The sequence below is a fragment of the Mycobacteroides chelonae genome (genome assembly GCF_016767715.1).
Lineage (GTDB): Bacteria > Actinomycetota > Actinomycetes > Mycobacteriales > Mycobacteriaceae > Mycobacterium > Mycobacterium gwanakae.
On sequence record NZ_CP050145.1, the window covers coordinates 1,472,724 to 1,498,942 of the forward strand.

Consider the following 26,219-nt stretch of genomic DNA (forward strand, 5'->3'; position numbering starts at 1 on the left):
GTCGCCGACAGGCGGCGATATTGGGCAAGGTCGATGGTCAGCTGCCATTTCTCAGGACCTCGCGTGGCCCTATCTGTGTGGGCCCGCAGCATGAACTTCGCGGCCAGCAACCTGACTGGCCGAAGTGAGACCCTCGCCCCATATTCGGCGGGGGAAGGAAAGGAAATCCGTGACCGATACGGACCTCATCGCGACCGAAGCCGCCCCGGAAGCCCCCGAGGCGCCCGCCACAGCCTCCTCTGATCGCTCCAACAAGGAGCGTCGGAGTGATGGACTGGGTGCGCTGTCGACGATGGTGTTGCCGGAGTTGCGTGCATTGGCCAGCCAAGTTGGCGTCAAGGGCACCTCCGGAATGCGTAAGAGCGATCTGATCGCCGCCATTCGTGAGCATCAGGGTGCGCTTGGCGCGTCGAAGAACAACAACCAGTCCACCCAGGCCCAGCAGCCTCAGGCCTCAGCACCAGCTGAAGTGGCCCAGAAGGAACCGGCCCAGAACGAGCAGAACGAATCTGCTGGATCCGAGCCCACTCAGACCGCACTCGATCTGCCTGCCGAGGCGCCGAAGTCCGCTCCGGAAGCCGACTCCGGTGAGGGCAAGGACTCCGAGACGGCGGGCGCGCCTCGCGAGGGACGCGGTGAGCGGCGTCGCAACCAGAACCAGAACCAGAACGCCGAGGGCGAGCGCAAGCAGCAGAACGGCGGCCGGGGGAACTCGGAGAACTCCGAGAACTCTGGGCGTGAGGGTGGCTCGGGGGGCCAGAACTCGGACAACCAGAACCAGGACAACAACCAGAACCAGGGCAACCGCGGTGATGACGGTGAGGGCCGGGGCCGTCGTGGTCGCCGTACCCGTGAACGCCGTCGTGGTCGCGATCGCAACACCAATGAGGGTGGCGAGACCGAGCTGCGCGAGGACGATGTCGTCCAGCCCGTGGCCGGCATTCTGGATGTGCTCGACAACTACGCGTTCGTCCGGACGTCCGGATATCTGGCCGGGCCGAACGATGTGTACGTCTCGATGAACCTCGTCCGCAAGAACGGGCTGCGCCGCGGCGATGCCATCACCGGTGCCGTGCGGGTACCCCGCGACGCGGATGCCGGTAATCAGAACCAGCGCCAGAAATTCAACCCGCTGGTGCGCCTCGATTCCGTGAACGGTGGCCCGGTTGAGGACGCCAAGAAGCGTCCCGACTTCACCAAGTTGACGCCTTTGTACCCGAATCAGCGGCTGCGGCTGGAAACCACCACCGAGAAGCTGACGACTCGTGTGATCGACCTGATCATGCCCATCGGCAAGGGGCAGCGCGCGCTGATCGTGTCTCCGCCGAAGGCCGGTAAGACGACGATCATGCAGAACATCGCCAACGCGATCTCCGCCAACAACCCCGAGTGCCATCTGATGGTGGTGCTGGTCGACGAACGGCCCGAAGAGGTCACCGACATGCAGCGCTCGGTCAAGGGTGAGGTCATCGCCTCCACCTTCGATCGCCCGCCGTCAGACCACACTCAGGCTGCCGAGCTCGCCATCGAGCGTGCCAAGCGTCTCGTGGAACAGGGCAAGGACGTCGTGGTCTTGCTCGACTCCATCACCCGCCTGGGACGTGCATACAACAACGCCTCGCCGGCGTCCGGCCGCATCCTGTCCGGTGGTGTCGACTCGACGGCGCTGTACCCGCCCAAGCGGTTCCTGGGCGCGGCGCGCAACATCGAGCACGGCGGCTCGTTGACCATCATCGCCACCGCGATGGTCGAGACCGGATCCACCGGCGACACGGTCATCTTCGAGGAGTTCAAGGGCACCGGTAACGCCGAGCTCAAGCTCGACCGCAAGATCGCCGAACGCCGTGTGTTCCCCGCCGTCGACGTCAACCCGTCGGGTACTCGTAAGGACGAGTTGCTGATGAGCGGCGACGAGTTCGCGATCGTGCACAAGCTGCGCCGCGTGCTCTCCGGCTTGGATTCACATCAGGCCATCGACCTGCTGATGAGCCAGCTGCGCAAGACCAAGACCAACTACGAATTCCTGGTCCAGGTCTCCAAGAACACTCCGGGCTCCAACGGCGCTGACGAGCCGCAGTACAGCTAGAGCCTGACGCGGTATCACCGGGTATCGGTGATACCGCGCAGGTTCATATGGCCGGGACCGCTAGCCGATCGACGCGAGCGGAATCCAGATACCGAACAGCCAGAATCCCCAGGTCCGGAAACCGTCATCCCAGATCGGCTGTACCCGATATCCCCAGTAGTCGAAGGCCGCAGGGGGTGGGCCCCAACGATCTGGAAGCGGTCCGCGCCATTCCGCGCGAGGTGGCGGGGCCCAGCCCCACGGTGGACGCTGGTCGTAATGCCACGGGTTGTCGCGCCATTCCCGGCGGTCATCGCGCCATCTGCGGTCATCCCGCCAGTCCTGGTCGCGGTCGCGCCAATTGTCATTGCCGCGCCAGTTGCCGTTGTTCCGCCAACCGTCGTGGCCGCCCCAGTCATCGTCATCGTCGCCGTGTGGGCGGTTGGGATGATCCTGGATGTAACCGGGCTGTCCCGGAGGCTGCGCATACGCCGGAACGGCGCCCAGCCCAAGCGCTCCCATCGTCAACGTGCCAACGATGACACCCTGGCTCACAACACTTTTCAGATTCACGTGCGACTCCTGTCCGATTATCTCGGCGGTTCGCCCCGACTCAACCGAAGTACCGATTTCCAACAGCTGCACCGCGTTGGTTATGCCGCGGCTGCCGTTGTGAATATCGACAGGATGTCAATGCCCGTTACATGCCCGAGGTCGGGCGAGTATCAGGGCTGCGGAATGGACGGAATCTGCGGAATCGGCGGCGCCTGAGGGACGGGCGGTACACCGGTTCCCTGGGGGATCGGTGGGGCCTGGGGGATGGGCGGCGGTGCCGGGGGCGTGATGGGGTCGGCGTAGGCCAGCCCCGGTGCGCCGGCGAATGCGGCCAAACCCATCGCTGCCGCGGATGCGCTTGTGACGATCAATCTCTTGATGTTCATGCGTTTCCTTCCCGAATCGGCTTTCCTTCCCCAACGTACGCCGGGTTCAGAAATCGGGAATAGTGCGCAGGTCGGCGCCGTTTAGGTTCTACGTAACTGAGCTGGCATAATGGCCTCTCAGCCTTTTGAAGGGTTCCGGTTCACGCCCACAAGCGACCCGGCGACCACAACACGCAGAGGAAAAGCAATGAAATCGGGTATCCACCCCACCTACGTCGAGACCAACGTGGTCTGCGGCTGCGGCAACACCTTCACCACCCGCAGCACCAAGGACAGCGGCCACATCGTGGTCGAGGTCTGCTCGCAGTGCCACCCCTTCTACACCGGTAAGCAGAAGATCCTGGACAGCGGCGGTCGCGTCGCCCGGTTCGAGGCCCGGTACGGCAAGCGCAAGGCCGCAGCCGACAAATAGCTTCCTTGCCGACGCCCGGATTTGCCTTTGTGCAGTCCGGGCGTCGGTTTTTTGTATGACCAAGCGCGGGTATGAACATTGGGAGGAGGGCGCATGAGCGAGACGCCGCTGATCGAAGGAATGCTGGCCGAGCACGCTGAACTGGAGAAGCAACTGGCCGACCCAGCGCTGCACGCGGATCCTGGCGCGGCGCGCAAGGCCGGACGCCGGTTCGCGATGCTCTCGCCGATCGTCGCCACCCACCGCAAGCTGGTCTCCGCCCGCGATGATCTGGCCACCGCCCGTGAACTGTCGGCGGATGATCCCTCGTTCGCCGACGAGGTGACCGAGCTGGAATCGTCGATCGCCGAGCTGGAGACACAGCTTTCGGACATGCTCGCTCCCCGCGACCCCCATGACGGTGACGACATCCTCCTCGAAGTGAAATCTGGTGAGGGAGGCGAGGAATCGGCGCTGTTCGCTGCCGACCTGGCTCGGATGTACATCCGGTACGCCGAGCGGCACGGCTGGAAGGTCACCGTTCTCGACGAGACCGAATCCGACCTCGGCGGATACAAAGACGCGACCTTGGCCATCGCCAGCAAGGGCGACACCGCCGACGGCGTCTGGTCGCGGCTCAAGTTCGAAGGCGGTGTGCACCGCGTCCAGCGTGTGCCTGTCACCGAATCCCAAGGGCGCGTGCACACCTCGGCAGCCGGAGTGCTGGTCTATCCGGAGCCGGAAGAGGTAGAAGAAATCCAGATCGACGAGTCGGACCTTCGGATCGACGTCTACCGCTCCTCGGGCAAGGGTGGCCAGGGCGTCAACACCACCGACTCGGCGGTCCGCATCACTCACCTGCCGACCGGGATCGTGGTGACCTGCCAAAACGAGCGTTCTCAGCTGCAGAACAAGGCCCGCGCCATGCAGGTGCTGGCGGCGCGGCTGCAGGCGCTCGCCGAGGAGCAGGCGCAAGCCGACGCCTCCGCCGGTCGGGCCAGCCAGATCCGCACGGTGGATCGCAGCGAGCGCATCCGCACCTACAACTTCCCGGAGAACCGCATCACCGATCACCGCGTGGGGTTCAAGGCGCACAACCTTGACCAGGTGCTCGACGGTGACCTCGATGCACTGTTCGACGCGCTGGCAGTGGCCGATCGGAAGGCACGCCTGCAGGAGGCGTGAACGAGATGAGCGCGTTGCGTCAGCTGATCGCCGAGGCGGTCGAATCGCTCTCTGGGGCAGGAGTTTCCAGTCCGCAGGTAGACGCCGAAGAGCTCGCAGCCCATCTGCTTGGAGTCTCGCGATCCCGATTGCGCTTCGCTGAGATCGCCCCTGGTTTCTCCGAGAGTTACCGCGACCTGGTGGCGGCACGCGTGCAGCGGATTCCCTTGCAACACTTGACCGGAAACGCCGCATTTGGCCCCGTCGAGGTGTCGGTGGGCCCGGGCGTGTTCATCCCGCGTCCGGAGACGGAATCTCTGTATGCCTGGGCAACAGGGAAATTGATGCCGCACGCCACGGTTGTCGAGCTGTGTGCCGGGTCTGCGGCGCTGGCGATCGCCCTGTCGCATGACGAGCCCGCCGCACGCATCCTCGCGATCGAACTCGACGATCAGGCACTGGTCTACACGCGGCGTAACACCGCTGGAACTCCGGTCGAGGTGATCCAGGCCGATGTGACCTCACCCGCGCTGTTGAGGGAGCTCGATGGAACGGTCGATCTGATCGTCGCCAACCCGCCCTACATCCCCGAAGACGCCGAATTGGAGCCGGAAGTGGCGCAGCATGATCCGCCGTTGGCGCTTTTTGCGGGGTTCGACGGGCTTACCGTCATCGCGCCAATCGTGACCGCCGCAGGCCGGCTCCTTGCCCCCGGAGGCCACATCGGTGTTGAGCATGACGACACCAACGGTGAGGGAACACGTGAGTTGTTCACGGCCAGTGGACTGTTCGATGAGGTTGTGCAGCGGCACGACCTGGCAGGCCGTCCGAGATTTGTCACCGCACGCCGCAAATCTCCGGCGTCATAGACTGGGGTCGTGACCGCCGTCTACGAATGCCAGGACGCTGCGACCCGCCAGGAGGGGGTCGACGCGGCGGTGAGCGCGCTCAAGGCGGGTGAGTTGGTGGTGATGCCCACCGATACCGTCTACGGATTAGGTTGTGACGCATTCGATTCCAATGCGGTTTCGGCGCTGTTGGCCGCCAAGGGGCGAGGCCGGGATATGCCCGTCGGCGTGCTTGTCGGGTCCTGGCACACCGTCGACGGGCTCGTCTTCGCCGTTCCGTCGGCGGCCCGCGAACTCATCGAGGCGTTCTGGCCGGGGCCGCTGAGCATCATCGTGAAGCATGCGCCGTCGTTGTCCTGGGATCTCGGGGACGCGCAGGGAAGCGTCATGCTGCGGATGCCGCTGCACCCGGTGGCCATCGATCTCTTGCGCGCTGTCGGTCCGATGGCGGTCTCCAGTGCCAACGTTTCGGGGCAGCCGGCGGCACTCACCGCCGGTGAAGCACGCGATCAACTGGGGGACAAGGTTGCCGTGTATCTGGACGGCGGCACCGCGGAATTGGGGGCAGCGTCGACCATCGTCGATCTCACCGGGCCGGTACCGCTGGTCGTGCGGGAGGGGCCGATCACCCGGGAACAGATCGTCGATGTGATTGGTGGCGATGTCGGTCCCGGCGAGTCGGCGGAACCCACAGAATCTTGAAGTACGGTCGGATGCGTGAGTGAGCTGCTGGCCCTTGCCGATCGCGGTGCGGGTGTCCCTCTGCGTGAGCTTGCCCTGGTTGGGCTGACCGCGGCCATCACGACGTTCTTCTGCACCGGTGGTGTACGGATGTTCGCGACCCGGGTGGGGGCGGTGGCTTACCCGCGCGAACGCGACGTGCACCTGCAGCCGACCCCCCGGATGGGCGGCCTCGGGATGTATCTCGGTGTTTGTGCCGCCATCTTCCTGGCCTCGCAACTGCCCGCCCTGACAAGGGGATTCGTCTATTCCTCGGGAATGCCCGCCGTGGTCGTCGCGGGAGGCATCATCATGGTCGTCGGTCTCATCGACGACAAGTGGGGCCTGGACGCGCTCACCAAATTCGCGGGCCAAGTCACGGCCGCCAGCGTGCTGGTCACCATGGGGGTGGCCTGGAGCATGATCTACATCCCGTTCGGTGGGGTGGGAACGATCGTGCTGGATCAGATGTCGTCCATCCTGGTGACGCTCGCCTTGACGGTGTCGATCGTCAACGCCATGAACTTCGTGGACGGTCTCGATGGTCTGGCCGCAGGTCTGGGACTCATCACCGCGGCGGCCATCTGCATCTTCTCGATCGGGCTGCTGCGCAGCCACGGCGGTGATGTCCTGTACTACCCGCCCGCCGTCATTTCGGTAGTGCTGGCCGGGGCGTGCCTGGGATTCCTGCCACACAACTTCCATCGGGCCCGCATTTTCATGGGGGACTCGGGGTCGATGCTGATCGGCCTCATGCTGGCCGCGGCATCGACCACGGCCGCGGGCCCCATCTCGCAGAGCTCGTACGGGGCCAAAGACATGTTCGTCCTGTTGTCGCCGTTCCTACTGGTGATCGCGGTGATGCTGGTGCCCGCCCTGGATGCGTTGTTGGCGATCATCCGGCGCACCCGCGCGGGCCGCAGCCCCTTCAGCCCGGACAAGATGCATCTGCATCACCGGCTGTTGCAGATCGGGCATTCCCATCGCAAGGCGGTGCTGATCATCTATCTGTGGGTGGCCATCATCGCGTTCGGTGCCGCCAGCACCATCTTCTTCGAGCCTCGGTATGCCGGTGCGGTGGTGTTGGGCGCGATCGGTATCGCCATCGTGGCGACGGTCGTGCCCTTGCTGCGCGGCGAAGAACCCGATCGGCTCTCGGGCGCCCAATTGGACGGGAGTTCGACGACGGTTCCGGCCGAACCGGTCGTGTACGACGAAAAGTAGTAGGGGTGCATTAACCCCCTCTACCATGTGATACGGTTCTGCCATACCCGAAAACTCACGGGTGCCGGCCACGCCGGATCGGTGGAATTTTTGGAAAGTCTGTCTAGACAATCCAGGGGTTCGCCGGACCGATCAACTGACCGACAGGGAGCTGCCCTTTGAGGTGAGTTCAGCGAGCCCGCAGACCTCCTATAAGGTCTGGAACCGACGAATGCAGTTTTTGTTCCGCCACCCCGACAAAGATGTGAGGTGACACCCCAGGTGACAACGCCCGACGCCCCGCTGGTCCTTCCGGCATTGGCGTTTCGCCCGTTGCGTCTGGCGGTTCTGTGTGGCGTGCTCGGTGCCCTGGCTCTCCTGGCCTCCGCCCTGCTCGGGCATTGGCAGTTCGGCATTTTCTTCGTTACTGGGCTTGGCCTCGGACTGGTGAACGCTCTCCTCGTTCGCCAGTCTGCGGAAGTCATTACTGCGCAAGACAATCCAAGCAAGCAAAAGATGGCCATCAATTCCGCAGCGCGGTTGATGATCATCACCGTCCTCGCCCTGGTGATCGCCTTCGTGTTCCGCCCCGCAGGTCTTGGGGTGTTCTTCGGAGTCGCGTTATTCCAGGTGCTGCTGGTGTTGACCACCGCTGTGCCGGTGTGGAAAGGGATCCGTTCAGTGAATCAGCCGCAGGCGGAGGTATAAGCCCAGCATGATTACGACATTCCAGGCAGAAGCCGCCATCGAAGTTGGCCATCACAAGCACGCACACTGGGGTTTTCTCGGTGAGGTCAACGTGGACACCATCGTTGCCACCTCGCTGGCCGCAGTAGTGGTGATCGCGCTGGCACTGTTCCTGCGGGCCAAGGTCACCTCGACCGGTGTGCCGAACGGGGTGCAGCTGTTTTTCGAGGCGGTGACCGTTCAGTTCCGCAATCAGGTCGAGTCGGCCATCGGCATGAGGATCGCGCCGTTCGTGCTGCCGCTGGCGGTGACGATCTTCGTCTTCATCCTCGTGTCCAACTGGATCTCGGTGCTGCCCGTGCAGTACACGGACGAGAACGGTAAGACGGCCGAACTGCTGGCACCGCCGGCCTCGGATATCAACTACGTGCTGGCCTTGGCGCTGTTCGTCTTCGTCTGCTACCACATCGCGGGCTTTGCACGCCGCGGCCTCATCGGCCACCCGATCAAGCTGCTCAAGGGTCACACCTGGGTTACGGCGTTCATCAACCCGATCGAGGAACTGGCCAAGCCGATCTCGCTGTCGCTACGACTCTTCGGCAACATGTTCGCCGGCGGCATCATGGTCGCGCTGATCGCGATGTTCCCGGCATGGATCATGTGGGCGCCCAACGCCATCTGGAAATCGTTCGACCTGTTCGTCGGCCTGATCCAGGCTTTCATCTTCGCGCTGCTGACTGTCCTGTACTTCAGCCAGTCGATGGAACTGGACGACGAGCACCACTAATTACACAGACCACATTGAATAGACCCTGGTAGCACAGCTACCACTTAATAAGGAGGAAGAAAATGGCGGACCCGACAATTGTTGCTGGTGCCCTCATTGGCGGTGGGTTGATCATGGCCGGCGGCGCGATCGGTGCCGGTATCGGTGACGGTATCGCCGGTAACGCCCTGATCTCGGGTGTGGCCCGTCAGCCCGAGGCTCAGAGCCGGCTGTTCACCCCGTTCTTCATCACCGTCGGTCTGGTTGAGGCTGCGTACTTCATCAACCTGGCCTTCATGGCGCTGTTCGTCTTCGCGACTCCCGGCGCCAGCTAATCGGCATGGGTGAATTGCACAGTGTCGCTTCTGCCGTCATGGCAGTCGCGGCGGAAGCCGCCGAAGAGGGTGGGAAGCAGAACAACTTCCTCATCCCCAACGGCACCTTCTTTGTCGTCTTGGCGATCTTCCTGATCGTCCTGGCGGTCATCGGAACCTTCGTAGTGCCGCCGATCCAAAAGGTGCTCAAGGCACGCGAGGACACGGTCGCCAAGACGGCCGAGGACAACCGGAACGCCGCTGAGCAATTCACCGCCGCCGAGGCTGACTACAAGGACGAGCTGGCCAAGGCGCGCGGTGCGGCAACCGCGGTGCGTGACGAGGCCAGAGCCGAGGGACGCGGAATTCTCGAGGACATGCGTCAGCGGGCCAACACCGAAGCGACCGCCGTGAATGCGAAGGCCGCCGAAGAGTTGGCCCGTCAGGGCGAGGCAACTTCCGGAGAGCTGTCGGCAAGCGTCGAGAGCCTGTCTCGGACGCTCGCCGAACGCGTTCTCGGGGTGAGCCTTTCGGAACCAGCGAACGCAGGGCGAGGCTAAACAAAGATGTCGACATTTATCGGACAGCTCATCGGTTTCGCTGTCATCGTGTTCCTGGTGGTCAAGTTCGTGGTGCCGCCGGTACGCACGTTGATGGCCAAGCAGCAGGACGCGGTGCGTCAGCAGCTCGCTGACAGCAAGACTGCGGCGGACAAGCTGGTCGAGGCCGAGGGTGCACATGCCAAGGCCATCGAGGATGCCAAGGCCGACGCCGCCCACATCGCGGAGGAAGCCAAGGCCGATGCTGTGCAGATCTCGAAGCAGCTGCGTGAGCAGGCCGATGCCGAGGTCGAGCGGATCAAGGTGCATGGGCAGGAGCAGATCCTGCTTCAGCGCCAGCAGCTGATCCGTCAGCTCCGCGGTGACCTCGGCGCCGAATCCGTGAACCGCGCAGGCGATCTGGTTCGTTCACACGTGAGCGACCCCGCGGCGCAGTCCGCCACTGTCGACCGGTTCCTGGATGAGCTGTCGCAGATGGCCGGCAGTATCAATACCGAACGTCGGCCGCTGGCCGCCGGTGGTGCCGGTCTGCACGCCGCCAGCCGCGAATCGCTCGCCGAGCAGGTGAAGGCCTTCCAGGCCAATGCGGTCTCCCTCGACAGCCTGACGCTCAACGCGCTGGCCGATGATCTGACTGCGGTCGCCGAGGTTCTCGTCAAGGAATTGGTGCTACGCAAGCACCTGTCCGAGCCGGTCGATGCCAGCGAGCAGGCCGCCAAGGTCGCCCTGGTCGACTCGGTGTTCGGGTCCAAGATCGGACGGCCTGCACTCGAGGTCGTGCGTGCGGCCGTGACCGCCCGCTGGTCCGCCTCCAACGACCTGATCACCGCGATCGAACACATCGCCCGTCTCGCCTTGCTGGAGCGGGCCGAGCGTGACGGCCAGATCGATGACGTCGAGGACCAGTTGTTCCGCGTCAGTCGCATCCTGGACAACGAGCCGCAGCTGAGCACGCTGCTGGGTAACACCACCTCGCCTGCCGCCGATCGTGTGGCATTGCTGAAGAACGTGCTGGCCGGTCGGTCCAATCTGATCGTGACAAGCCTGCTCGCGCAGACCGTGCGTCTGCTGCGGGGCAAGCGCGCCGATGTCGCCGTGCTCGAGGTGGCCGAACTTGCGGTTGCCCGGCGCGACGAGTCAGTGGCACACGTGAAGTCGGCCGCACCGATCAGCGATGCACAGAGCACACGGCTTGCCCAGGTGCTCGGGCAGATTTACGGCCGCACCATCGCGGTGCAACTGGATGTGGATCCCGAGCTGCTGGGCGGGCTCGTCGTCAACATCGGTGACGAGGAGATCGACGGCAGTCTGTCCAGCCGACTCTCGGCCGCCGCACTCCATCTGCCCAACTGACCATTATTTAGACCTACCCCGATAGACGAGCAGGAAGACGAAAAGCCATGACAGAGTTGACGATCTCCTCGGCGGATATCTCCGGCGCGATCGAGCAGTACGTCGCGACGTTCTCTGCCGACCCCACCCGTGAAGAAATCGGCATCGTCTCCGATACCGGTGACGGCATCGCCCACGTCGAGGGCCTGCCCTCGGTCATGACCCAGGAACTCCTCGAGTTCCCGGGCGGAGTGTTGGGCGTGGCGCTCAACCTCGACGAGCGCAGCGTCGGCACCGTTATCCTCGGTGACTTCCACGGCATCGAAGAGGGCCAGCAGGTCAAGCGCACCGGCGAGGTGCTGTCGGTGCCGGTGGGCGACGCCTTCCTGGGCCGCGTCATCAACCCGCTGGGCCAGCCGATCGACGGCCGCGGTGACATCGAGGCCGAGACCAACCGTGCCCTCGAGCTGCAGGCCGCCTCCGTGGTTCAGCGCCAGAGCGTGTCCGAGCCCCTGCAGACCGGTATCAAGGCCATCGACTCGCAGACCCCGATCGGTCGCGGCCAGCGCCAGCTGATCATCGGCGACCGCAAGACCGGCAAGACCGCCGTCTGCGTCGACACCATCCTGAACCAGAAGCAGGCCTGGGAGACCGGTGACCCGGCACAGCAGGTGCGCTGCATCTACGTCGCTGTCGGTCAGAAGGGCTCGACCGTCGCCGCGGTGCGCCGCACCCTGGACGAGGCCGGCGCGCTGGAGTACACCACCATCATCGCCGCCCCGGCCTCCGATGCCGCCGGCTTCAAGTGGCTTGCGCCGTACACCGGTTCGGCTCTCGGCCAGCACTGGATGTACCAGGGCAAGCACGTCCTCATCGTGTTCGACGACCTGACCAAGCAGGCCGAGGCCTACCGTGCCATTTCGCTGCTGCTGCGTCGTCCGCCGGGCCGCGAGGCATACCCGGGTGACGTCTTCTACCTGCACTCGCGTCTGCTGGAGCGTTGCGCGAAGCTCTCCGACGAGCTCGGTGCCGGTTCGCTGACGGGTCTGCCGATCATCGAGACCAAGGCCAACGACATCTCGGCCTACATCCCCACCAACGTCATCTCGATCACCGACGGACAGTGCTTCCTGCAGACCGACCTGTTCAACCAGGGTGTGCGCCCGGCCATCAACGTCGGTGTGTCGGTTTCCCGCGTGGGTGGTGCCGCCCAGATCAAGGCCATGAAGGAGGTGGCCGGCTCGCTGCGTCTGGAGCTCTCGCAGTACCGCGAGCTGGAAGCCTTCGCTGCGTTCGCCTCCGACCTGGACGCCACCTCGAAGGCCCAGCTGGAGCGTGGTGCCCGCCTGGTCGAGCTGCTCAAGCAGCCGCAGAACTCGCCGTACCCGGTCGAGGAGCAGGTTGTCGCGATCTACCTGGGCACCGGCGGACACCTCGACTCGGTGCCGGTGGGCGATGTGATCCGCTTCGAGCAGGAGTTCCTTGATCACGTGCGCGGTTCACACGCCGACATCCTGGCCGACATCAAGGAGACCAAGAAGTTCTCCGAGGACACCGAGACCAAGCTGACCGACGCCGTGAACGACTTCAAGAAGAGCTTCGCCGCCACCGACGGCAGCTCGGTGGAGGTCAAGGACGCAGCGGCCGAGGCGCTCGACGCGTCCGAGGTCGGTCAGGAGACCGTCCAGGTCCGCAAGCCGGCTCCCAAGAAGTAATCAGCCATGGCTGCACAAATCCGAGAATTGCGCCGGCGGATCAAATCCGCCGGGTCGATCAAGAAGATCACCAAGGCGCAAGAGCTGATCGCGACATCGCGCATCTCCAAGGCGCAGGCTCGCGTGGTGGCTGCCCGGCCGTACGCGACCGAGATCACCAACGTGCTCACCGCGCTCGCCGATGATGCGGCGCTGGATCACCCGCTATTGGTGGAGCGGGCCGCGCCCAAGCGGGCCGGCGTGCTGATCGTGTCATCGGACCGCGGGCTCTGCGGTGGCTACAACGCCAACGTGCTCCGCGTCGCCGAGGAGCTCTTCGCGCTGCTGCGCGAGCAGGGCAAGACTCCGGTGATCTACGTGATCGGCCGTAAGGCACTGAACTTCTACAAGTTCCGGGGCCGCACGGTCACCGAGTCTTGGACGGGGTTCTCCGAGCGACCCGAGTACGCACATGCTCAGCAGATCGCGGGTGTGCTGGTGGACGCGTTCCTGTCGGGCGCAGATGACGACGGTGACGATCCGGGCGCTGACGGAATTCTGGGTGTGGACGAGCTCCATATCGTCTACACCGAGTTCAAGTCGATGCTGACCCAGTCGGCTGTGGCCAAGCGGATCGCCCCGATGGAGATCGAGTACGTCGGCGAGGCCACCGGCCCCACCACCCAGTATTCGTTCGAGCCTGACGCCACAACGCTTTTCGCGTCGCTGCTGCCTCGTTACCTGGCCACCCGGGTATACGCGGCGCTGCTGGAGGCGGCAGCCTCGGAGTCGGCATCCCGCCGGCGCGCCATGAAGGCCGCCACGGACAACGCCGATGAGCTCATCAAGGGACTCACCCTGGAAGCCAACCGCGCTCGCCAGGCCCAGATCACCCAGGAAATCAGTGAAATCGTTGGCGGCGTGGACGCGCTTGCCTCGGCCGCCGCAAGCGAACATTAGGAAGAGACGAGTACATGACCGCACCAACTGCTAACAAGACCGTAGGGCGAGTGGTTCGCGTTACCGGCCCGGTTGTTGACGTGGAGTTCCCGCGCGACGCCGTGCCGCCGCTCTTCTCCGCCCTCAACGCCGAGATCACCTACGAGGCGATGGCCAAGACGCTGACCCTCGAGGTCGCACAGCACCTGGGCGACAACCTGGTGCGCACCGTGTCCATGCAGCCGACCGATGGTCTGGTGCGTGGCGTGGATGTCATCAACACCGGTAACACCATCGCGGTGCCGGTCGGCGACGGCGTCAAGGGGCACGTGTTCAACGCCCTGGGCAACTGCCTCGACGAGCCGGGCTACGGCAGCGACTTCGAGAAGTGGTCCATCCATCGCAAGCCCCCGGCCTTCGATCAGCTCGAGCCGCGTACCGAGATGCTGGAGACCGGCCTCAAGGTCGTCGACCTGCTGACCCCGTACGTGCGTGGTGGCAAGATCGCCCTGTTCGGTGGTGCCGGTGTCGGTAAGACCGTTCTGATCCAGGAGATGATCAACCGCATCGCCCGCAACTTCGGTGGCACCTCGGTGTTCGCCGGCGTGGGTGAGCGCACCCGTGAGGGCAACGACCTCTGGGTCGAGCTCGCCGACGCCAACGTCCTCAAGGACACCGCGTTGGTGTTCGGCCAGATGGACGAGCCGCCCGGCACGCGTATGCGCGTCGCCCTCTCGGCGCTGACCATGGCCGAGTACTTCCGCGACGAGCAGGGCCAGGACGTGCTGCTGTTCATCGACAACATCTTCCGGTTCACCCAGGCCGGTTCCGAGGTGTCGACCCTGCTGGGTCGTATGCCTTCGGCCGTGGGTTACCAGCCGACGCTGGCCGACGAGATGGGTGAGCTGCAGGAGCGCATCACCTCGACCCGTGGCCGGTCCATCACCTCGATGCAGGCCGTGTACGTGCCCGCCGATGACTACACCGACCCGGCGCCGGCGACCACGTTCGCGCACCTGGACGCCACCACCGAGCTTTCTCGTGCGGTGTTCTCCAAGGGCATCTTCCCGGCCGTGGACCCGCTGGCTTCGTCGTCGACGATTCTGCTGCCGTCCGTCGTGGGTGACGAGCACTACCGCGTCGCGCAGGAAGTCATCCGGATTCTGCAGCGCTACCAGGACTTGCAGGACATCATCGCGATCCTCGGTATCGACGAACTGTCGGAAGAGGACAAGCAGCTGGTGGGTCGCGCACGTCGTATCGAGCGCTTCCTGAGCCAGAACATGATGGCCGCCGAGCAGTTCACCGGTCAGCCCGGCTCGACCGTGCCGCTCAAGGAGACCATCGAGGCGTTCGACAAGCTCACCAAGGGCGAGTTCGACCACCTGCCCGAGCAGGCGTTCTTCCTCATCGGTGGCCTGGACGACTTGGCGAAGAAGGCCGAAAGCCTCGGCGCCAAGCTGTAATTCGTCACTAGCTATCTGAAGGAGGTGCATTGAATGTCCGAGATTGACGTCGAGATTGTCGCCGTCGAGCGTGAGATCTGGTCGGGTAAGGCCACATTCGTCTTTACCCGCACGACCTCCGGTGAAATCGGCATCCTGCCGCACCACATTCCGTTGGTGGCGCAGCTGGTGGACGATGCAGCGGTGAAGATTGAGCGCGAGGGCGATGATGACCTGTGGTGGGCGATCGACGGGGGATTCCTGTCGATCACCGACACCAAGGTGAGCATCCTGGTTGAGTCCGCACAGGCTCGTGCGGATATCGACGAGTCCAAGGCCAAGACCGATTCCGGTTCTGAGGATCCACGGGTTGCGGCGCAGGGACGCGCGCGTCTGCGTGCCCTTGGCCAGACGGTTTAGCAGTACCCACACGGCCAACCACTAAGGAAATACCGCTTTGAGCGTGACGGCGATGATCGAGATATCGGTCATCGCCGTCCTTGCTTTGGCGGTGGCTGCATTGAGCTTTCGTCTGCTCAAGTTGCGCAATGGCGGCACCGCGGCACTGCTGCGCGATGTGCCGGAGGCGGGGGAGGGCCGCTGGCGACACGGCGTGATGCGCTATCGCGAATCTCAGGCCGAGTTCTATCGGCTCTCCAGCGTGCGGCTCTGGCCCGATCGCCAGCTCTCGCGGCGTGAACTGGAAATCATCGACCGGCGGATTCCGCGCGGTGACGAGTACGACATCATGACGGCAGAGATCGTGGTGCTGCAGCTGCGCGATGGTGCGCGCACCTACGAAATGGCACTGGATCGCGGTGCGTTGACCGCATTCATGTCCTGGGTTGAGTCGCGGCCCTCACCGCGTGCGGAACGCCGCAGTCGCGAGCGTTAGGCGGGCTGCGCCGGGCCGCCGGGCTTCCAGAGAGTGTCCTTACCGTCGTTGGCAACCCGCGACAGGATGAACAGCAGATCCGAGAGCCGGTTGAGGTACTTGGCGGTGAGCACATTGGTGCTGTCGGGATAGGCGTCGATGGCCGCCCAGGCCGACCGTTCTGCCCGACGTGCCACGGTCCGCGCCACGTGCAACAACCCGGATAGTGGGGTACCGCCCGGCAGCACAAACGAATTCAGTTTCGGCAGATCGGCGTTGTACTGGTCGCACCAGTGCTCGAGACGGTCGATATAGGGCTGGGTGATCCGCAGCGGTGGGTACTCGGGATCGGGTACGACGGGAGTGGACAGGTCCGCGCCGGCGTCAAAGAGATCGTTCTGGATCTGCAGTAGTACCGAACCGACCGATTGGCTTGGGTTCCCGAGCACAACCGCGACGCCGATCGCGGCGTTGGCCTCGTCACAGTCGGCGTATGCGGCCAGCCGCGGATCACTCTTCGATACACGCGAGAAGTCGCTCAGACCCGTGGTTCCGTCATCTCCGGTGCGGGTATAGATGCGAGTCAGATGCACGCCGCTCGATGATCCTCGCTCACGTTGCGGGTCCGGGGCCTCATCGGTCATGTGTCGAAACGTTACCCGGCTACGCTGTCGGGCGTGAGCGAGCATTTCTTGGTGACCGGCGGCGCCCGGCTTACCGGCAACGTGGCAGTAACCGGCGCCAAGAACAGCGTGCTCAAGCTGATGGCCGCCGCTCTTCTTGCTGAGGGAACAAGCACCATCACCAACTGCCCGGACATCCTTGATGTGCCGCTGATGGCGGATGTCCTGCGGGGATTGGGCGCCACGGTGGAACTAGAGGGCGATGTTGTCAGGATCACTTCTCCCGATGAACCCAAGTACGAGGCTGATTTCGCGGCAGTGCGGCAGTTCCGGGCTTCGGTGTGTGTCTTGGGTCCCCTGGTGGGGCGCTGCCGGCGTGCCAAGGTGGCGTTACCGGGCGGAGATGCGATCGGCTCACGTCCACTCGACATGCATCAGGCGGGATTGCGACAGCTTGGAGCGGAGTGCACCATCGAACATGGGTGCGTGGTCGCCGAGGCAAAAGCGTTGCATGGAGCTGATATTCAGCTTGAGTTCCCATCCGTGGGGGCGACCGAGAACATCTTGATGGCAGCGGTTCTCGCGGATGGCGTCACTACCATCCACAACGCCGCGCGCGAACCGGACGTGGTGGACCTGTGCACCATGCTGGTCCAGATGGGTGCCCAGATAGAGGGTGCTGGAACGTCGACGTTGACGGTGATCGGTGTTCCGAAGCTTCATCCCACCGAGCATCGCGTCATTGGAGACCGAATCGTCGCTGCCACTTGGGGTTTGGCTGCTGCGATGACGCGTGGCGATGTCACGGTGACGGGAGTGGATCCGGAGCACCTGCAGCTCGTGCTGCACAAGCTGCATGATGCCGGTGCGACAGTGACCCAGAACGACAACGGATTTCGTGTGGTTCAGTACGAGCGCCCCAAAGCGATCAATGTGGCCACGTTACCGTTCCCGGGATTCCCAACTGACCTGCAGCCCATGGCAATTGGGCTTGCAGCGATAGCCGACGGCACCTCCATGATCACCGAGAACGTCTTCGAGGCCCGATTCCGTTTCGTCGAGGAGATGATGCGGTTGGGGGCCGACGCGCGGACCGACGGGCACCATGCGGTAGTTCGGGGTATCCGTCAACTGTCCAGTGCGCCGGTGTGGTCATCGGACATCCGGGCCGGCGCCGGACTCGTGCTTGCGGGGTTAGTGGCGGATGGCGTCACCGAGGTATACGATGTCTTTCATATCGACCGCGGTTACCCGTTGTTCGTGGAGAACCTCCAGAGCCTGGGTGCCGAAGTCGAGCGGGTCAGCTAGCTGACCACCCCCAGAACCCGAAGTTGACTCAAGTTCATTGGACTTGGTACAGTGGTCGGGTTGCCCTGAATGAGCGAGGCCGGGACAAGGAAGCGATTCCGAAATTCCGGTCTTAGGTTGGTGCGCAGTTGACCAGCCAAAACCCGGAGTTTGACTCAAGTTCACCGAACTTGATACGGTTCCCGGGCCGCTTACAAAGGGCGAAAGCCGAAATAGAAGAAGAAATTCAGATATCTCGGCGATCGGATGGTGCGCAAGTGACCAGCCAAAACCGGGAATTTGACTCAAGTTCACCGAACTTGATACGGTTTCCCAGCCGCCCGAAAGAGCGGAAGTCGGAATTCAGGAAGAAATTCCAGAATGTCGGCGATCGGATGGTGCGCAAGTGACCAGCCAAAACCGGGAATTTGACTCAAGTTCACCGAACTTGATACGGTTTCCGAGTCGCCCGAAAGGGCGAAGGTGAGAATGAAGGAAGTAATTCCAGAATTCATAGCCACAACAAATTAAATGTGTTGTTTGAGAACTCAATAGTGTGTCAGTGTTTATATAGACATTTTATGTCGATAACAATTCTTTTGACAGTTGTTTTGTCGGGATTAAATTTTGTTTGGAGAGTTTGATCCTGGCTCAGGACGAACGCTGGCGGCGTGCTTAACACATGCAAGTCGAACGGAAAGGCCCTTCGGGGTACTCGAGTGGCGAACGGGTGAGTAACACGTGGGTGATCTGCCCTGCACTCTGGGATAAGCCTGGGAAACTGGGTCTAATACCGGATAGGACCACACACTTCATGGTGAGTGGTGCAAAGCTTTTGCGGTGTGGGATGAGCCCGCGGCCTATCAGCTTGTTGGTGGGGTAATGGCCCACCAAGGCGACGACGGGTAGCCGGCCTGAGAGGGTGACCGGCCACACTGGGACTGAGATACGGCCCAGACTCCTACGGGAGGCAGCAGTGGGGAATATTGCACAATGGGCGCAAGCCTGATGCAGCGACGCCGCGTGAGGGATGACGGCCTTCGGGTTGTAAACCTCTTTCAGTAGGGACGAAGCGAAAGTGACGGTACCTACAGAAGAAGGACCGGCCAACTACGTGCCAGCAGCCGCGGTAATACGTAGGGTCCGAGCGTTGTCCGGAATTACTGGGCGTAAAGAGCTCGTAGGTGGTTTGTCGCGTTGTTCGTGAAAACTCACAGCTTAACTGTGGGCGTGCGGGCGATACGGGCAGACTAGAGTACTGCAGGGGAGACTGGAATTCCTGGTGTAGCGGTGGAATGCGCAGATATCAGGAGGAACACCGGTGGCGAAGGCGGGTCTCTGGGCAGTAACTGACGCTGAGGAGCGAAAGCGTGGGTAGCGAACAGGATTAGATACCCTGGTAGTCCACGCCGTAAACGGTGGGTACTAGGTGTGGGTTTCCTTCCTTGGGATCCGTGCCGTAGCTAACGCATTAAGTACCCCGCCTGGGGAGTACGGTCGCAAGACTAAAACTCAAAGGAATTGACGGGGGCCCGCACAAGCGGCGGAGCATGTGGATTAATTCGATGCAACGCGAAGAACCTTACCTGGGTTTGACATGCACAGGACGTACCTAGAGATAGGTATTCCCTTGTGGCCTGTGTGCAGGTGGTGCATGGCTGTCGTCAGCTCGTGTCGTGAGATGTTGGGTTAAGTCCCGCAACGAGCGCAACCCTTGTCCTATGTTGCCAGCGGGTAATGCCGGGGACTCGTAGGAGACTGCCGGGGTCAACTCGGAGGAAGGTGGGGATGACGTCAAGTCATCATGCCCCTTATGTCCAGGGCTTCACACATGCTACAATGGCCAGTACAGAGGGCTGCGAAGCCGCAAGGTGGAGCGAATCCCTTAAAGCTGGTCTCAGTTCGGATTGGGGTCTGCAACTCGACCCCATGAAGTCGGAGTCGCTAGTAATCGCAGATCAGCAACGCTGCGGTGAATACGTTCCCGGGCCTTGTACACACCGCCCGTCACGTCATGAAAGTCGGTAACACCCGAAGCCAGTGGCCTAACCTTTTGGAGGGAGCTGTCGAAGGTGGGATCGGCGATTGGGACGAAGTCGTAACAAGGTAGCCGTACCGGAAGGTGCGGCTGGATCACCTCCTTTCTAAGGAGCACCATTTCCCAGCCGAATGAGCTTGGGAACATAAAGTGAGTTTCTGTAGTGGTTACTCGCTTGGTGAATATGTTTTATAAATCCTGTCCACCCCGTGGATAGGTAGTCGGCAAAACGTCGGACTGTCAATAGAATTGAAACGCTGGCACACTGTTGGGTCCTGAGGCAACACGTTGTGTTGTCACCCTGCTTGGTGGTGGGGTGTGGTCTTTGACTTATGGATAGTGGTTGCGAGCATCTAACAAGCCTCGCTCGTTTACGAGTGAGGTTAGTTTTTGCAATTTATTAGCTAAGTTCTTAAGGGCACATGGTGAATGCCTTGGCACTAGAAGCCGAAGAAGGACGTAGGAGGCTGCGATAAGCCTCGGGGAGCTGCCAACCGAGCTTTGATCCGAGGATGTCCGAATGGGGAAACCCAGCACGAGTGATGTCGTGTTACCCACTGCTGAATATATAGGCTTTGGGAGGAAACGCGGGGAAGTGAAACATCTCAGTACCCGTAGGAAGAGAAAACAACCGTGATTCCGTGAGTAGTGGCGAGCGAAAGCGGAAGATGGCTAAACCGCATGCATGTGATACCTGGTAGGGGTTGTGTGTGCGGGGTTGTGGGAGTTGTACTTGCCGGTTCTACCAGGCCGGCGGACAGTAAAAAAGTGTCGTGATTAGCGGAAGTGGTCTGGGACGGCCCGCCGCAGACGGTGAGAGTCCGGTACGCGAAAATCCGACACCTGTCTCGTACTTCATCCCGAGTAGCAGCGGGCTCGTGGAATCTGCTGTGAATCTGCCGGGACCACCCGGTAAGCCTAAATACTCTCTAGTGACCGATAGCGGATTAGTACCGTGAGGGAATGGTGAAAAGTACCCCGGGAGGGGAGTGAAATAGTACCTGAAACCATGTGCCTACAATCCGTCAAAGCCTCCTTGTGGGGTGATGGCGTGCCTTTTGAAGAATGAGCCTGCGAGTCAGGGACACGTCGCGAGGTTAACCCGTGAGGGGTAGCCGTAGCGAAAGCGAGTCTGAATAGGGCGCCCATAGTGGCGTGTTCTGGACCCGAAGCGGAGTGATCTACCCATGGCCAGGGTGAAGCGGCGGTAAGACGCCGTGGAGGCCCGAACCCACTTAGGTTGAAGACTGAGGGGATGAGCTGTGGGTAGGGGTGAAAGGCCAATCAAACTCCGTGATAGCTGGTTCTCCCCGAAATGCATTTAGGTGCAGCGTCGCGTGTTTCTTATTGGAGGTAGAGCTACTGGATGGCCGATGGGCCCTACTAGGTTACTGACGTCAGCCAAACTCCGAATGCCAATAAGTTAGAGCGCGGCAGTGAGACGGCGGGGGAGAAGCTCCGTACGTCGAGAGGGAAACAGCCCAGATCGCCGGCTAAGGCCCCTAAGCGTGTACTAAGTGGAAAAGGATGTGCAGTCGCAAAGACAACCAGGAGGTTGGCTTAGAAGCAGCCACCCTTGAAAGAGTGCGTAATAGCTCACTGGTCAAGTGATTGTGCGCCGACAATGTAGCGGGGCTCAAGTACACCGCCGAAGCCGCGGCATTCATGCAATACATTCCCTTCGGGGCAGTGGCATGGATGGGTAGGGGAGCGTCCTGCACCCAGCGAAGCTGCGGAGTAATCCAGCAGTGGAGGGTGCGGGAGTGAGAATGCAGGCATGAGTAGCGACAGGCAAGTGAGAAACTTGCCCGCCGAATGACCAAGGGTTCCTGGGCCAGGCTAGTCCTCCCAGGGTAAGTCGGGACCTAAGGCGAGGCCGACAGGCGTAGTCGATGGACAACGGGTTGATATTCCCGTACCCGTGTGTGCGCGCCCATGATGAATCATCGGTACTAACCACCCAAAAGGTTCTAGATCAATCTCTTCGGAGTGCGACGTGAACCCGCTGCGTGGGACCTTCGGTGGTAGTAGTCAAGCGATGGGGTGACGCAGGAAGGTAGCTGTACCGGTTAGTGGTTATACCGGAGCAAGCCCGTAGGGCGATGTCTAGGTAAATCCGGACGTCATTAAGCCTGAGAGGTGACGCATAGCCGATTGAGGCGAATTCAGTGATCCTATGCTGCCAAGAAAAGCCTCTAGTGAGTTCACACACGGCCCGTACCCCAAACCAACACAGGTGGTCAGGTAGAGAATACTAAGGCGTACGAGATAACTATGGTTAAGGAACTCGGCAAAATACCCCCGTAACTTCGGGAGAAGGGGGACCTCGCTTGGTGACCGGACTTGCTCCGTGAGCTGAACGAGGTCGCAGAGACCAGTGAGAAGCGACTGTTTACTAAAAACACAGGTCCGTGCGAAGTCGCAAGACGATGTATACGGACTGACGCCTGCCCGGTGCTGGAAGGTTAAGAGGACCCGTTAACCCTTGGGTGAAGCGGAGAATTTAAGCCCCAGTAAACGGCGGTGGTAACTATAACCATCCTAAGGTAGCGAAATTCCTTGTCGGGTAAGTTCCGACCTGCACGAATGGCGTAACGACTTCTCAACTGTCTCAACCATAGACTCGGCGAAATTGCACTACGAGTAAAGATGCTCGTTACGCGCGGCAGGACGAAAAGACCCCGGGACCTTCACTATAGCTTGGTATTGGCGTTTGGTTCGGTTTGTGTAGGATAGGTGGGAGACTGTGAAGCAGGCACGCCAGTGTTTGTGGAGTCATCGTTGAAATACCACTCTGATCGTATTGAACCTCTAACCTCGGACCGTATATCCGGTCCAGGGACAGTGCCTGGTGGGTAGTTTAACTGGGGCGGTTGCCTCCCAAAATGTAACGGAGGCGCCCAAAGGTTCCCTCAACCTGGACGGCAATCAGGTGTTGAGTGCAAGTGCACAAGGGAGCTTGACTGCGAGACCTACAAGTCGAGCAGGGACGAAAGTCGGGACTAGTGATCCGGCATCTCTGAGTGGAAGGGATGTCGCTCAACGGATAAAAGGTACCCCGGGGATAACAGGCTGATCTTCCCCAAGAGTCCATATCGACGGGATGGTTTGGCACCTCGATGTCGGCTCGTCGCATCCTGGGGCTGGAGCAGGTCCCAAGGGTTGGGCTGTTCGCCCATTAAAGCGGCACGCGAGCTGGGTTTAGAACGTCGTGAGACAGTTCGGTCTCTATCCGCCGCGCGCGTCAGAAACTTGAGGAAACCTGTCCCTAGTACGAGAGGACCGGGACGGACGAACCTCTGGTGTACCAGTTGTTCCACCAGGAGCACGGCTGGATAGCTACGTTCGGACAGGATAACCGCTGAAAGCATCTAAGCGGGAAACCTATTCCAAGACCAGGTTTCTTACCCTTTTAGAGGGATAAGGTCACCCACAGACTATGGGTTCAATAGGCCAGACCTGTAAGCGTAGTAATACGTTCAGGGAACTGGCACTAATCGACCGAAAACTTACTAATAAATCGCAACCACTATTCGTCGTCATTTGACGACCACACTCCACCACCAGATAACTTGTGTGTTTATCACACGAAAGAGTTACGGCGGCCACAGCGAGAGGGAAACGCCCGGTCCCATCCCGAACCCGGAAGCTAAGCCTCTCAGCGCCGATGGTACTGTTCTTAACACGGAACGGAAGAGTAGGACACCGCCGAACATAAATTGGAAACACCCCCCAGGAAACTGGGGGGTGTTTTCATTTCTGCTGTTAGATTTTTCGAATAGCACGACGGTAGAGATGGGAATCCTGTGCAGGCATTGAAGGGGCGCTTCAAACTGAAGCCGACTGCCACCACCGTAGGTGCGGTCGTACTCGTGCTAGTCATTTATGTCGGATTTCTTGTCATCTACCGGATGCTGGATCATCATTCGGGGTCGGCGTCGGCGGACCTCGATCTATCCCGGGACAACGAGACTGTGGTGGTCATCGATCTGCAGGATTTGCGGACCGTAAATAACCGGTTGGATTCTGAGATCGTGGTGCTGCCCGCGAAAGCGAACCTTGACGCCTTTGGCCTGCTGAACGCGGACATGTCCGTCAGGTTGGTGTCATCGCTGGATTATGGGGAGCGGCATTTTCCGCGAGGCACGTTGCCCGCAGCTATGGACGACACTCTGATCGCAACGGGCGACGCGCAATCATGGCCCTTCGATGAGTACTCCACCGAGAAGCTGCGCGCAGAGGTGATGGTGGGCAACGGTGAAGGGCGACGTACCGTGCCCGCGCGGATCGAAGTGATCGGAAGCCTGGGCGGATGGCGCGTGTCGACGGAGACATCACAGGCTCCTGCCGGCAAGGGCGACCAGACCACAATTACGTTGGTGCGTGCCCGGGGCACGCTGGCATTCGATGTCGGTATCTGTCTTGTGTTGATCACGCTTCCGACGATGGCGCTGATTGTGGCGATTGAGACGGTCAGGGGGAGGAAGAAGTTCCACCCGCCGCTCACCACGTGGTTCGGCACCATGTTGTTCGCGATCGTGCCGCTGCGGAACATCCTGCCCGGAGCGCCGCCGCCGGGAGCGTGGATAGATCAAGCCTTGGTGCTGTGGGTGCTCATCGCCCTCGTGGTGGCGATGGTGCTCTATGTCGAAGCATGGTGGAAACAGTCCGAATAGGCCGCGGTGCGGCGGCCTTAGGCGACAGGTACTGCAAGCTCGGTGGGCTCTATGCGGCCACGCAAGGTCACGGTATCGCCGGAACGCCAGTGCAGCGCCTCGCGATGGTGTGCGCGCAACACGGTATCCAACGAAGCCACCAAGTGCCCGGGCACGGTTTTGGAGAGCTCGCAGAGCCGGGCTGCCTCATTGACCGGATCGCCGATCACGGTGTATTCGAAACGGTCGTGGGCGCCGACGTTTCCGGCCACCGCCTGCCCCGAGGCAACGCCGATGCCTGCTTGGCATTCGGGGACCTCGGCCCGTAGTCGGCGGGCAATGGCGCGAGCAGCGGCGAGCGCCTGGCTCTCGGGGCGGTCTTGCCGAACAGGCGCCCCGAACACCGCGAGGGTGGCGTCGCCCTCGAACTTGTTGACCATGCCTTCGTATCGGTCGATTTCTTCGACGACGACGGTGAAGAATCGATTCAGCAGTGCGACCACCTCGATGGCCGGCCGGGTAGCTGCCAGCTGTGTAGACCCGACGATATCGGCGAAAAGTACTGCGACGTGGCGTTCTTCGCCGCCGAGAGCGGGCTGTTGCAACTCTGCGGCAGCGGCGACCTCGCGGCCGACATGCTTGCCGAAAAGATCCCGGACGCGTTCGCGCTCGCGCAGGCCCTCCGCCATGGTGTTGAAACCTGCCTGCAGCTCGCCCAGCTCGGTGCCGTCGTAGACCACCAGGTTCACGTCCAGGTCGTTTTGTTCGACACGCTTGAGCGCGGACTGAACCTCCTTCACCGGGGTGGCGAGCATCCACGAGGAGATCCAGATGAGGATAAGCCCGAAGGTGGGGATCGCACCGGCGATGATGATGACCGCCACCGCCAGCTGGTCGACCGTGAAATTGCCGAAGATCAGCGCTCCGACACCGGCGAGCATGATGCCGACGGCGGGCACGCCAGACCCCAGCACCCAGGCCAGCATGGTGCGCACCATGATTCCGGAAGCGAGTCGTCTTCTGCGGTATCCAGCTTCGAGTGCTCGTGCGGCGACAGGCCGCATCGCGAACTCGGTGAACAGATAGTTGGCAGCGCAGACCACGACACCGCTGAACCCCACTGCGAAGAATATTTTGGGGATATAGAGCGGGTTTTGTATCCCGTAGAGCGTGGTGAATAGGGCTGTGCCGCCCGCCCACAGGACCGCCTGGACGACCGTGAGTCGCCGCGGGACTGCGAACGCATTGCGCTGTTCGGCCTTGGTCGGCTCCCGTTCGTCGAGTGCCCACCGCACCACCTTGAAGGTCCGGCGGGTGCCCCATACCGCGCCGATGAGCACCGCGAGCGTGACGTACACCGGAACGATCACGAAGTGGATCCACCACGGCGCATCGAAGACATTCGGGTCGGGCACCGCGACGAGCACCAGCAGGATGACGACGGCGACACCAATCAGGTTGGCGGCCACCACGAACACGGTCAGCATCAGCTGGATGCGGATGCGCTGGATGAGCGTGCTTTCGTCATAGCGGCCCAGCAGCCACGATCCGTACCCGTCGCCGGCCTCGAGTCGGCCGGTCTGCCCGGTGATCGTGGCCAGGGCACGGCCCACTCGCTGCGACACTGCGCGAATCGACTCGTTTGCCATAGTTGTGGCCAGCCTAACTCCCTA

Annotated in this window: 22 protein-coding genes and 3 rRNA genes; 21 read left to right on the forward strand and 4 right to left on the reverse strand. The window is 61.8% G+C overall.

The genetic code is table 11. From position 1 onward, the window contains the following. The first annotated feature begins 169 nt into the window (after positions 1-169). Positions 170-2,086, forward strand: coding sequence for a transcription termination factor Rho (gene rho / locus HBA99_RS07300; RefSeq protein WP_070951322.1), 1,917 nt, complete (start codon positions 170-172; stop codon positions 2,084-2,086). Between the two features lie 60 nt (positions 2,087-2,146). Here rho and HBA99_RS07305 read toward each other — a convergent pair whose 3' ends face one another. Together HBA99_RS07305 and HBA99_RS07310 are read right to left on the reverse strand one after the other, a co-directional pair. Then, positions 2,147-2,638 (reverse strand): hypothetical protein, encoded by a 492-nt coding sequence (locus tag HBA99_RS07305; RefSeq protein ID WP_030094889.1) that lies wholly within the window; start codon positions 2,636-2,638, stop codon positions 2,147-2,149. Between the two features lie 152 nt (positions 2,639-2,790). Beyond that, positions 2,791-3,006: a hypothetical protein gene (locus HBA99_RS07310; protein WP_030094890.1), complete on the reverse strand. Its 216-nt coding sequence runs from the start codon at positions 3,004-3,006 to the stop codon at positions 2,791-2,793. A 187-nt stretch (positions 3,007-3,193) separates the two neighbouring features. Here HBA99_RS07310 and rpmE point away from each other — a divergent pair, with 187 nt between their 5' ends. The 15 genes from rpmE (at position 3,194) to HBA99_RS07385 (ending at position 15,964) form a co-directional block, all read left to right on the forward strand. Further along, complete coding sequence (rpmE, locus tag HBA99_RS07315) at positions 3,194-3,418, forward strand: 50S ribosomal protein L31 (protein WP_030094891.1); 225 nt, start codon at positions 3,194-3,196, stop codon at positions 3,416-3,418. A 93-nt stretch (positions 3,419-3,511) separates the two neighbouring features. Beyond that, entirely contained in the window at positions 3,512-4,582 is a 1,071-nt protein-coding gene (gene prfA, locus HBA99_RS07320) for a peptide chain release factor 1 (protein WP_030094892.1), read from the forward strand. A gap of 5 nt (positions 4,583-4,587) precedes the next feature. Then, positions 4,588-5,430: a peptide chain release factor N(5)-glutamine methyltransferase gene (gene prmC / locus HBA99_RS07325; protein ID WP_070952299.1), complete on the forward strand. Its 843-nt coding sequence runs from the start codon at positions 4,588-4,590 to the stop codon at positions 5,428-5,430. Positions 5,431-5,439: 9 nt separating this feature from the next. After that, positions 5,440-6,111: an L-threonylcarbamoyladenylate synthase gene (locus HBA99_RS07330; RefSeq protein WP_070951321.1), complete on the forward strand. Its 672-nt coding sequence runs from the start codon at positions 5,440-5,442 to the stop codon at positions 6,109-6,111. A 15-nt stretch (positions 6,112-6,126) separates the two neighbouring features. Further along, positions 6,127-7,353 (forward strand): glycosyltransferase family 4 protein, encoded by a 1,227-nt coding sequence (locus HBA99_RS07335; protein ID WP_070951320.1) that lies wholly within the window; start codon positions 6,127-6,129, stop codon positions 7,351-7,353. A 261-nt stretch (positions 7,354-7,614) separates the two neighbouring features. Next, entirely contained in the window at positions 7,615-8,040 is a 426-nt protein-coding gene (locus HBA99_RS07340) for an ATP synthase subunit I (RefSeq protein WP_030094896.1), read from the forward strand. 7 nt (positions 8,041-8,047) lie between these two features. Then, on the forward strand, positions 8,048-8,806 hold the full coding sequence (gene atpB / locus HBA99_RS07345) for a F0F1 ATP synthase subunit A (protein WP_030094897.1): 759 nt from the start codon (positions 8,048-8,050) through the stop codon (positions 8,804-8,806). Positions 8,807-8,868: 62 nt separating this feature from the next. After that, positions 8,869-9,120, forward strand: coding sequence for a F0F1 ATP synthase subunit C (locus HBA99_RS07350; protein ID WP_030094898.1), 252 nt, complete (start codon positions 8,869-8,871; stop codon positions 9,118-9,120). A 5-nt stretch (positions 9,121-9,125) separates the two neighbouring features. Beyond that, positions 9,126-9,659 (forward strand): F0F1 ATP synthase subunit B, encoded by a 534-nt coding sequence (locus tag HBA99_RS07355; RefSeq protein WP_030094899.1) that lies wholly within the window; start codon positions 9,126-9,128, stop codon positions 9,657-9,659. 6 nt (positions 9,660-9,665) lie between these two features. Then, the gene (locus tag HBA99_RS07360; protein WP_070922560.1) at positions 9,666-11,012 is read left to right on the forward strand and encodes a F0F1 ATP synthase subunit B/delta; all 1,347 of its coding nucleotides are present in this window, start codon (positions 9,666-9,668) and stop codon (positions 11,010-11,012) included. A gap of 47 nt (positions 11,013-11,059) precedes the next feature. Beyond that, on the forward strand, positions 11,060-12,706 hold the full coding sequence (gene atpA / locus HBA99_RS07365) for a F0F1 ATP synthase subunit alpha (RefSeq protein WP_030094901.1): 1,647 nt from the start codon (positions 11,060-11,062) through the stop codon (positions 12,704-12,706). 6 nt (positions 12,707-12,712) lie between these two features. Beyond that, the gene (locus tag HBA99_RS07370; RefSeq protein WP_030094902.1) at positions 12,713-13,645 is read left to right on the forward strand and encodes a F0F1 ATP synthase subunit gamma; all 933 of its coding nucleotides are present in this window, start codon (positions 12,713-12,715) and stop codon (positions 13,643-13,645) included. 14 nt (positions 13,646-13,659) lie between these two features. Next, positions 13,660-15,090: a F0F1 ATP synthase subunit beta gene (gene atpD / locus HBA99_RS07375; protein ID WP_030094903.1), complete on the forward strand. Its 1,431-nt coding sequence runs from the start codon at positions 13,660-13,662 to the stop codon at positions 15,088-15,090. 33 nt (positions 15,091-15,123) lie between these two features. Further along, positions 15,124-15,489, forward strand: a complete 366-nt coding sequence (locus HBA99_RS07380; RefSeq protein WP_030094904.1) for a F0F1 ATP synthase subunit epsilon — start codon at positions 15,124-15,126, stop codon at positions 15,487-15,489. Between the two features lie 52 nt (positions 15,490-15,541). Beyond that, positions 15,542-15,964, forward strand: a complete 423-nt coding sequence (locus tag HBA99_RS07385; protein WP_030094905.1) for a DUF2550 domain-containing protein — start codon at positions 15,542-15,544, stop codon at positions 15,962-15,964. Here the strand turns inward: HBA99_RS07385 and HBA99_RS07390 are convergent. Next, a complete protein-coding gene (locus HBA99_RS07390) occupies positions 15,961-16,536 on the reverse strand; it encodes a cob(I)yrinic acid a,c-diamide adenosyltransferase (RefSeq protein WP_030094906.1) in 576 nt (191 codons plus the stop codon). The two genes, HBA99_RS07385 and HBA99_RS07390, sit on opposite strands and share 4 nt — an antisense overlap. A gap of 84 nt (positions 16,537-16,620) precedes the next feature. Between HBA99_RS07390 and murA the strand changes: the two genes are divergently transcribed. The 5 genes from murA (at position 16,621) to HBA99_RS07415 (ending at position 24,567) form a co-directional block, all read left to right on the forward strand. Then, positions 16,621-17,874 (forward strand): UDP-N-acetylglucosamine 1-carboxyvinyltransferase, encoded by a 1,254-nt coding sequence (murA, locus tag HBA99_RS07395; protein ID WP_030094907.1) that lies wholly within the window; start codon positions 16,621-16,623, stop codon positions 17,872-17,874. Between the two features lie 607 nt (positions 17,875-18,481). Continuing rightward, positions 18,482-19,997 (forward strand): 16S ribosomal RNA (locus HBA99_RS07400). Positions 19,998-20,293: 296 nt separating this feature from the next. After that, positions 20,294-23,408: ribosomal RNA gene (locus HBA99_RS07405) — 23S ribosomal RNA — on the forward strand. An 80-nt stretch (positions 23,409-23,488) separates the two neighbouring features. Further along, positions 23,489-23,605 (forward strand): 5S ribosomal RNA (gene rrf / locus HBA99_RS07410). The 16S, 23S and 5S rRNA genes sit together here, the layout of an rRNA operon. Positions 23,606-23,697: 92 nt before the next feature. After that, positions 23,698-24,567, forward strand: a complete 870-nt coding sequence (locus HBA99_RS07415) for a DUF4436 domain-containing protein (RefSeq protein ID WP_070916429.1) — start codon at positions 23,698-23,700, stop codon at positions 24,565-24,567. Positions 24,568-24,584: 17 nt separating this feature from the next. On the opposite strand, the gene HBA99_RS07420 is transcribed toward HBA99_RS07415, so the two are convergent. Continuing rightward, the gene (locus HBA99_RS07420; RefSeq protein WP_070916428.1) at positions 24,585-26,195 is read right to left on the reverse strand and encodes an adenylate/guanylate cyclase domain-containing protein; all 1,611 of its coding nucleotides are present in this window, start codon (positions 26,193-26,195) and stop codon (positions 24,585-24,587) included. Between the last annotated feature and the right edge of the window lie 24 nt (positions 26,196-26,219).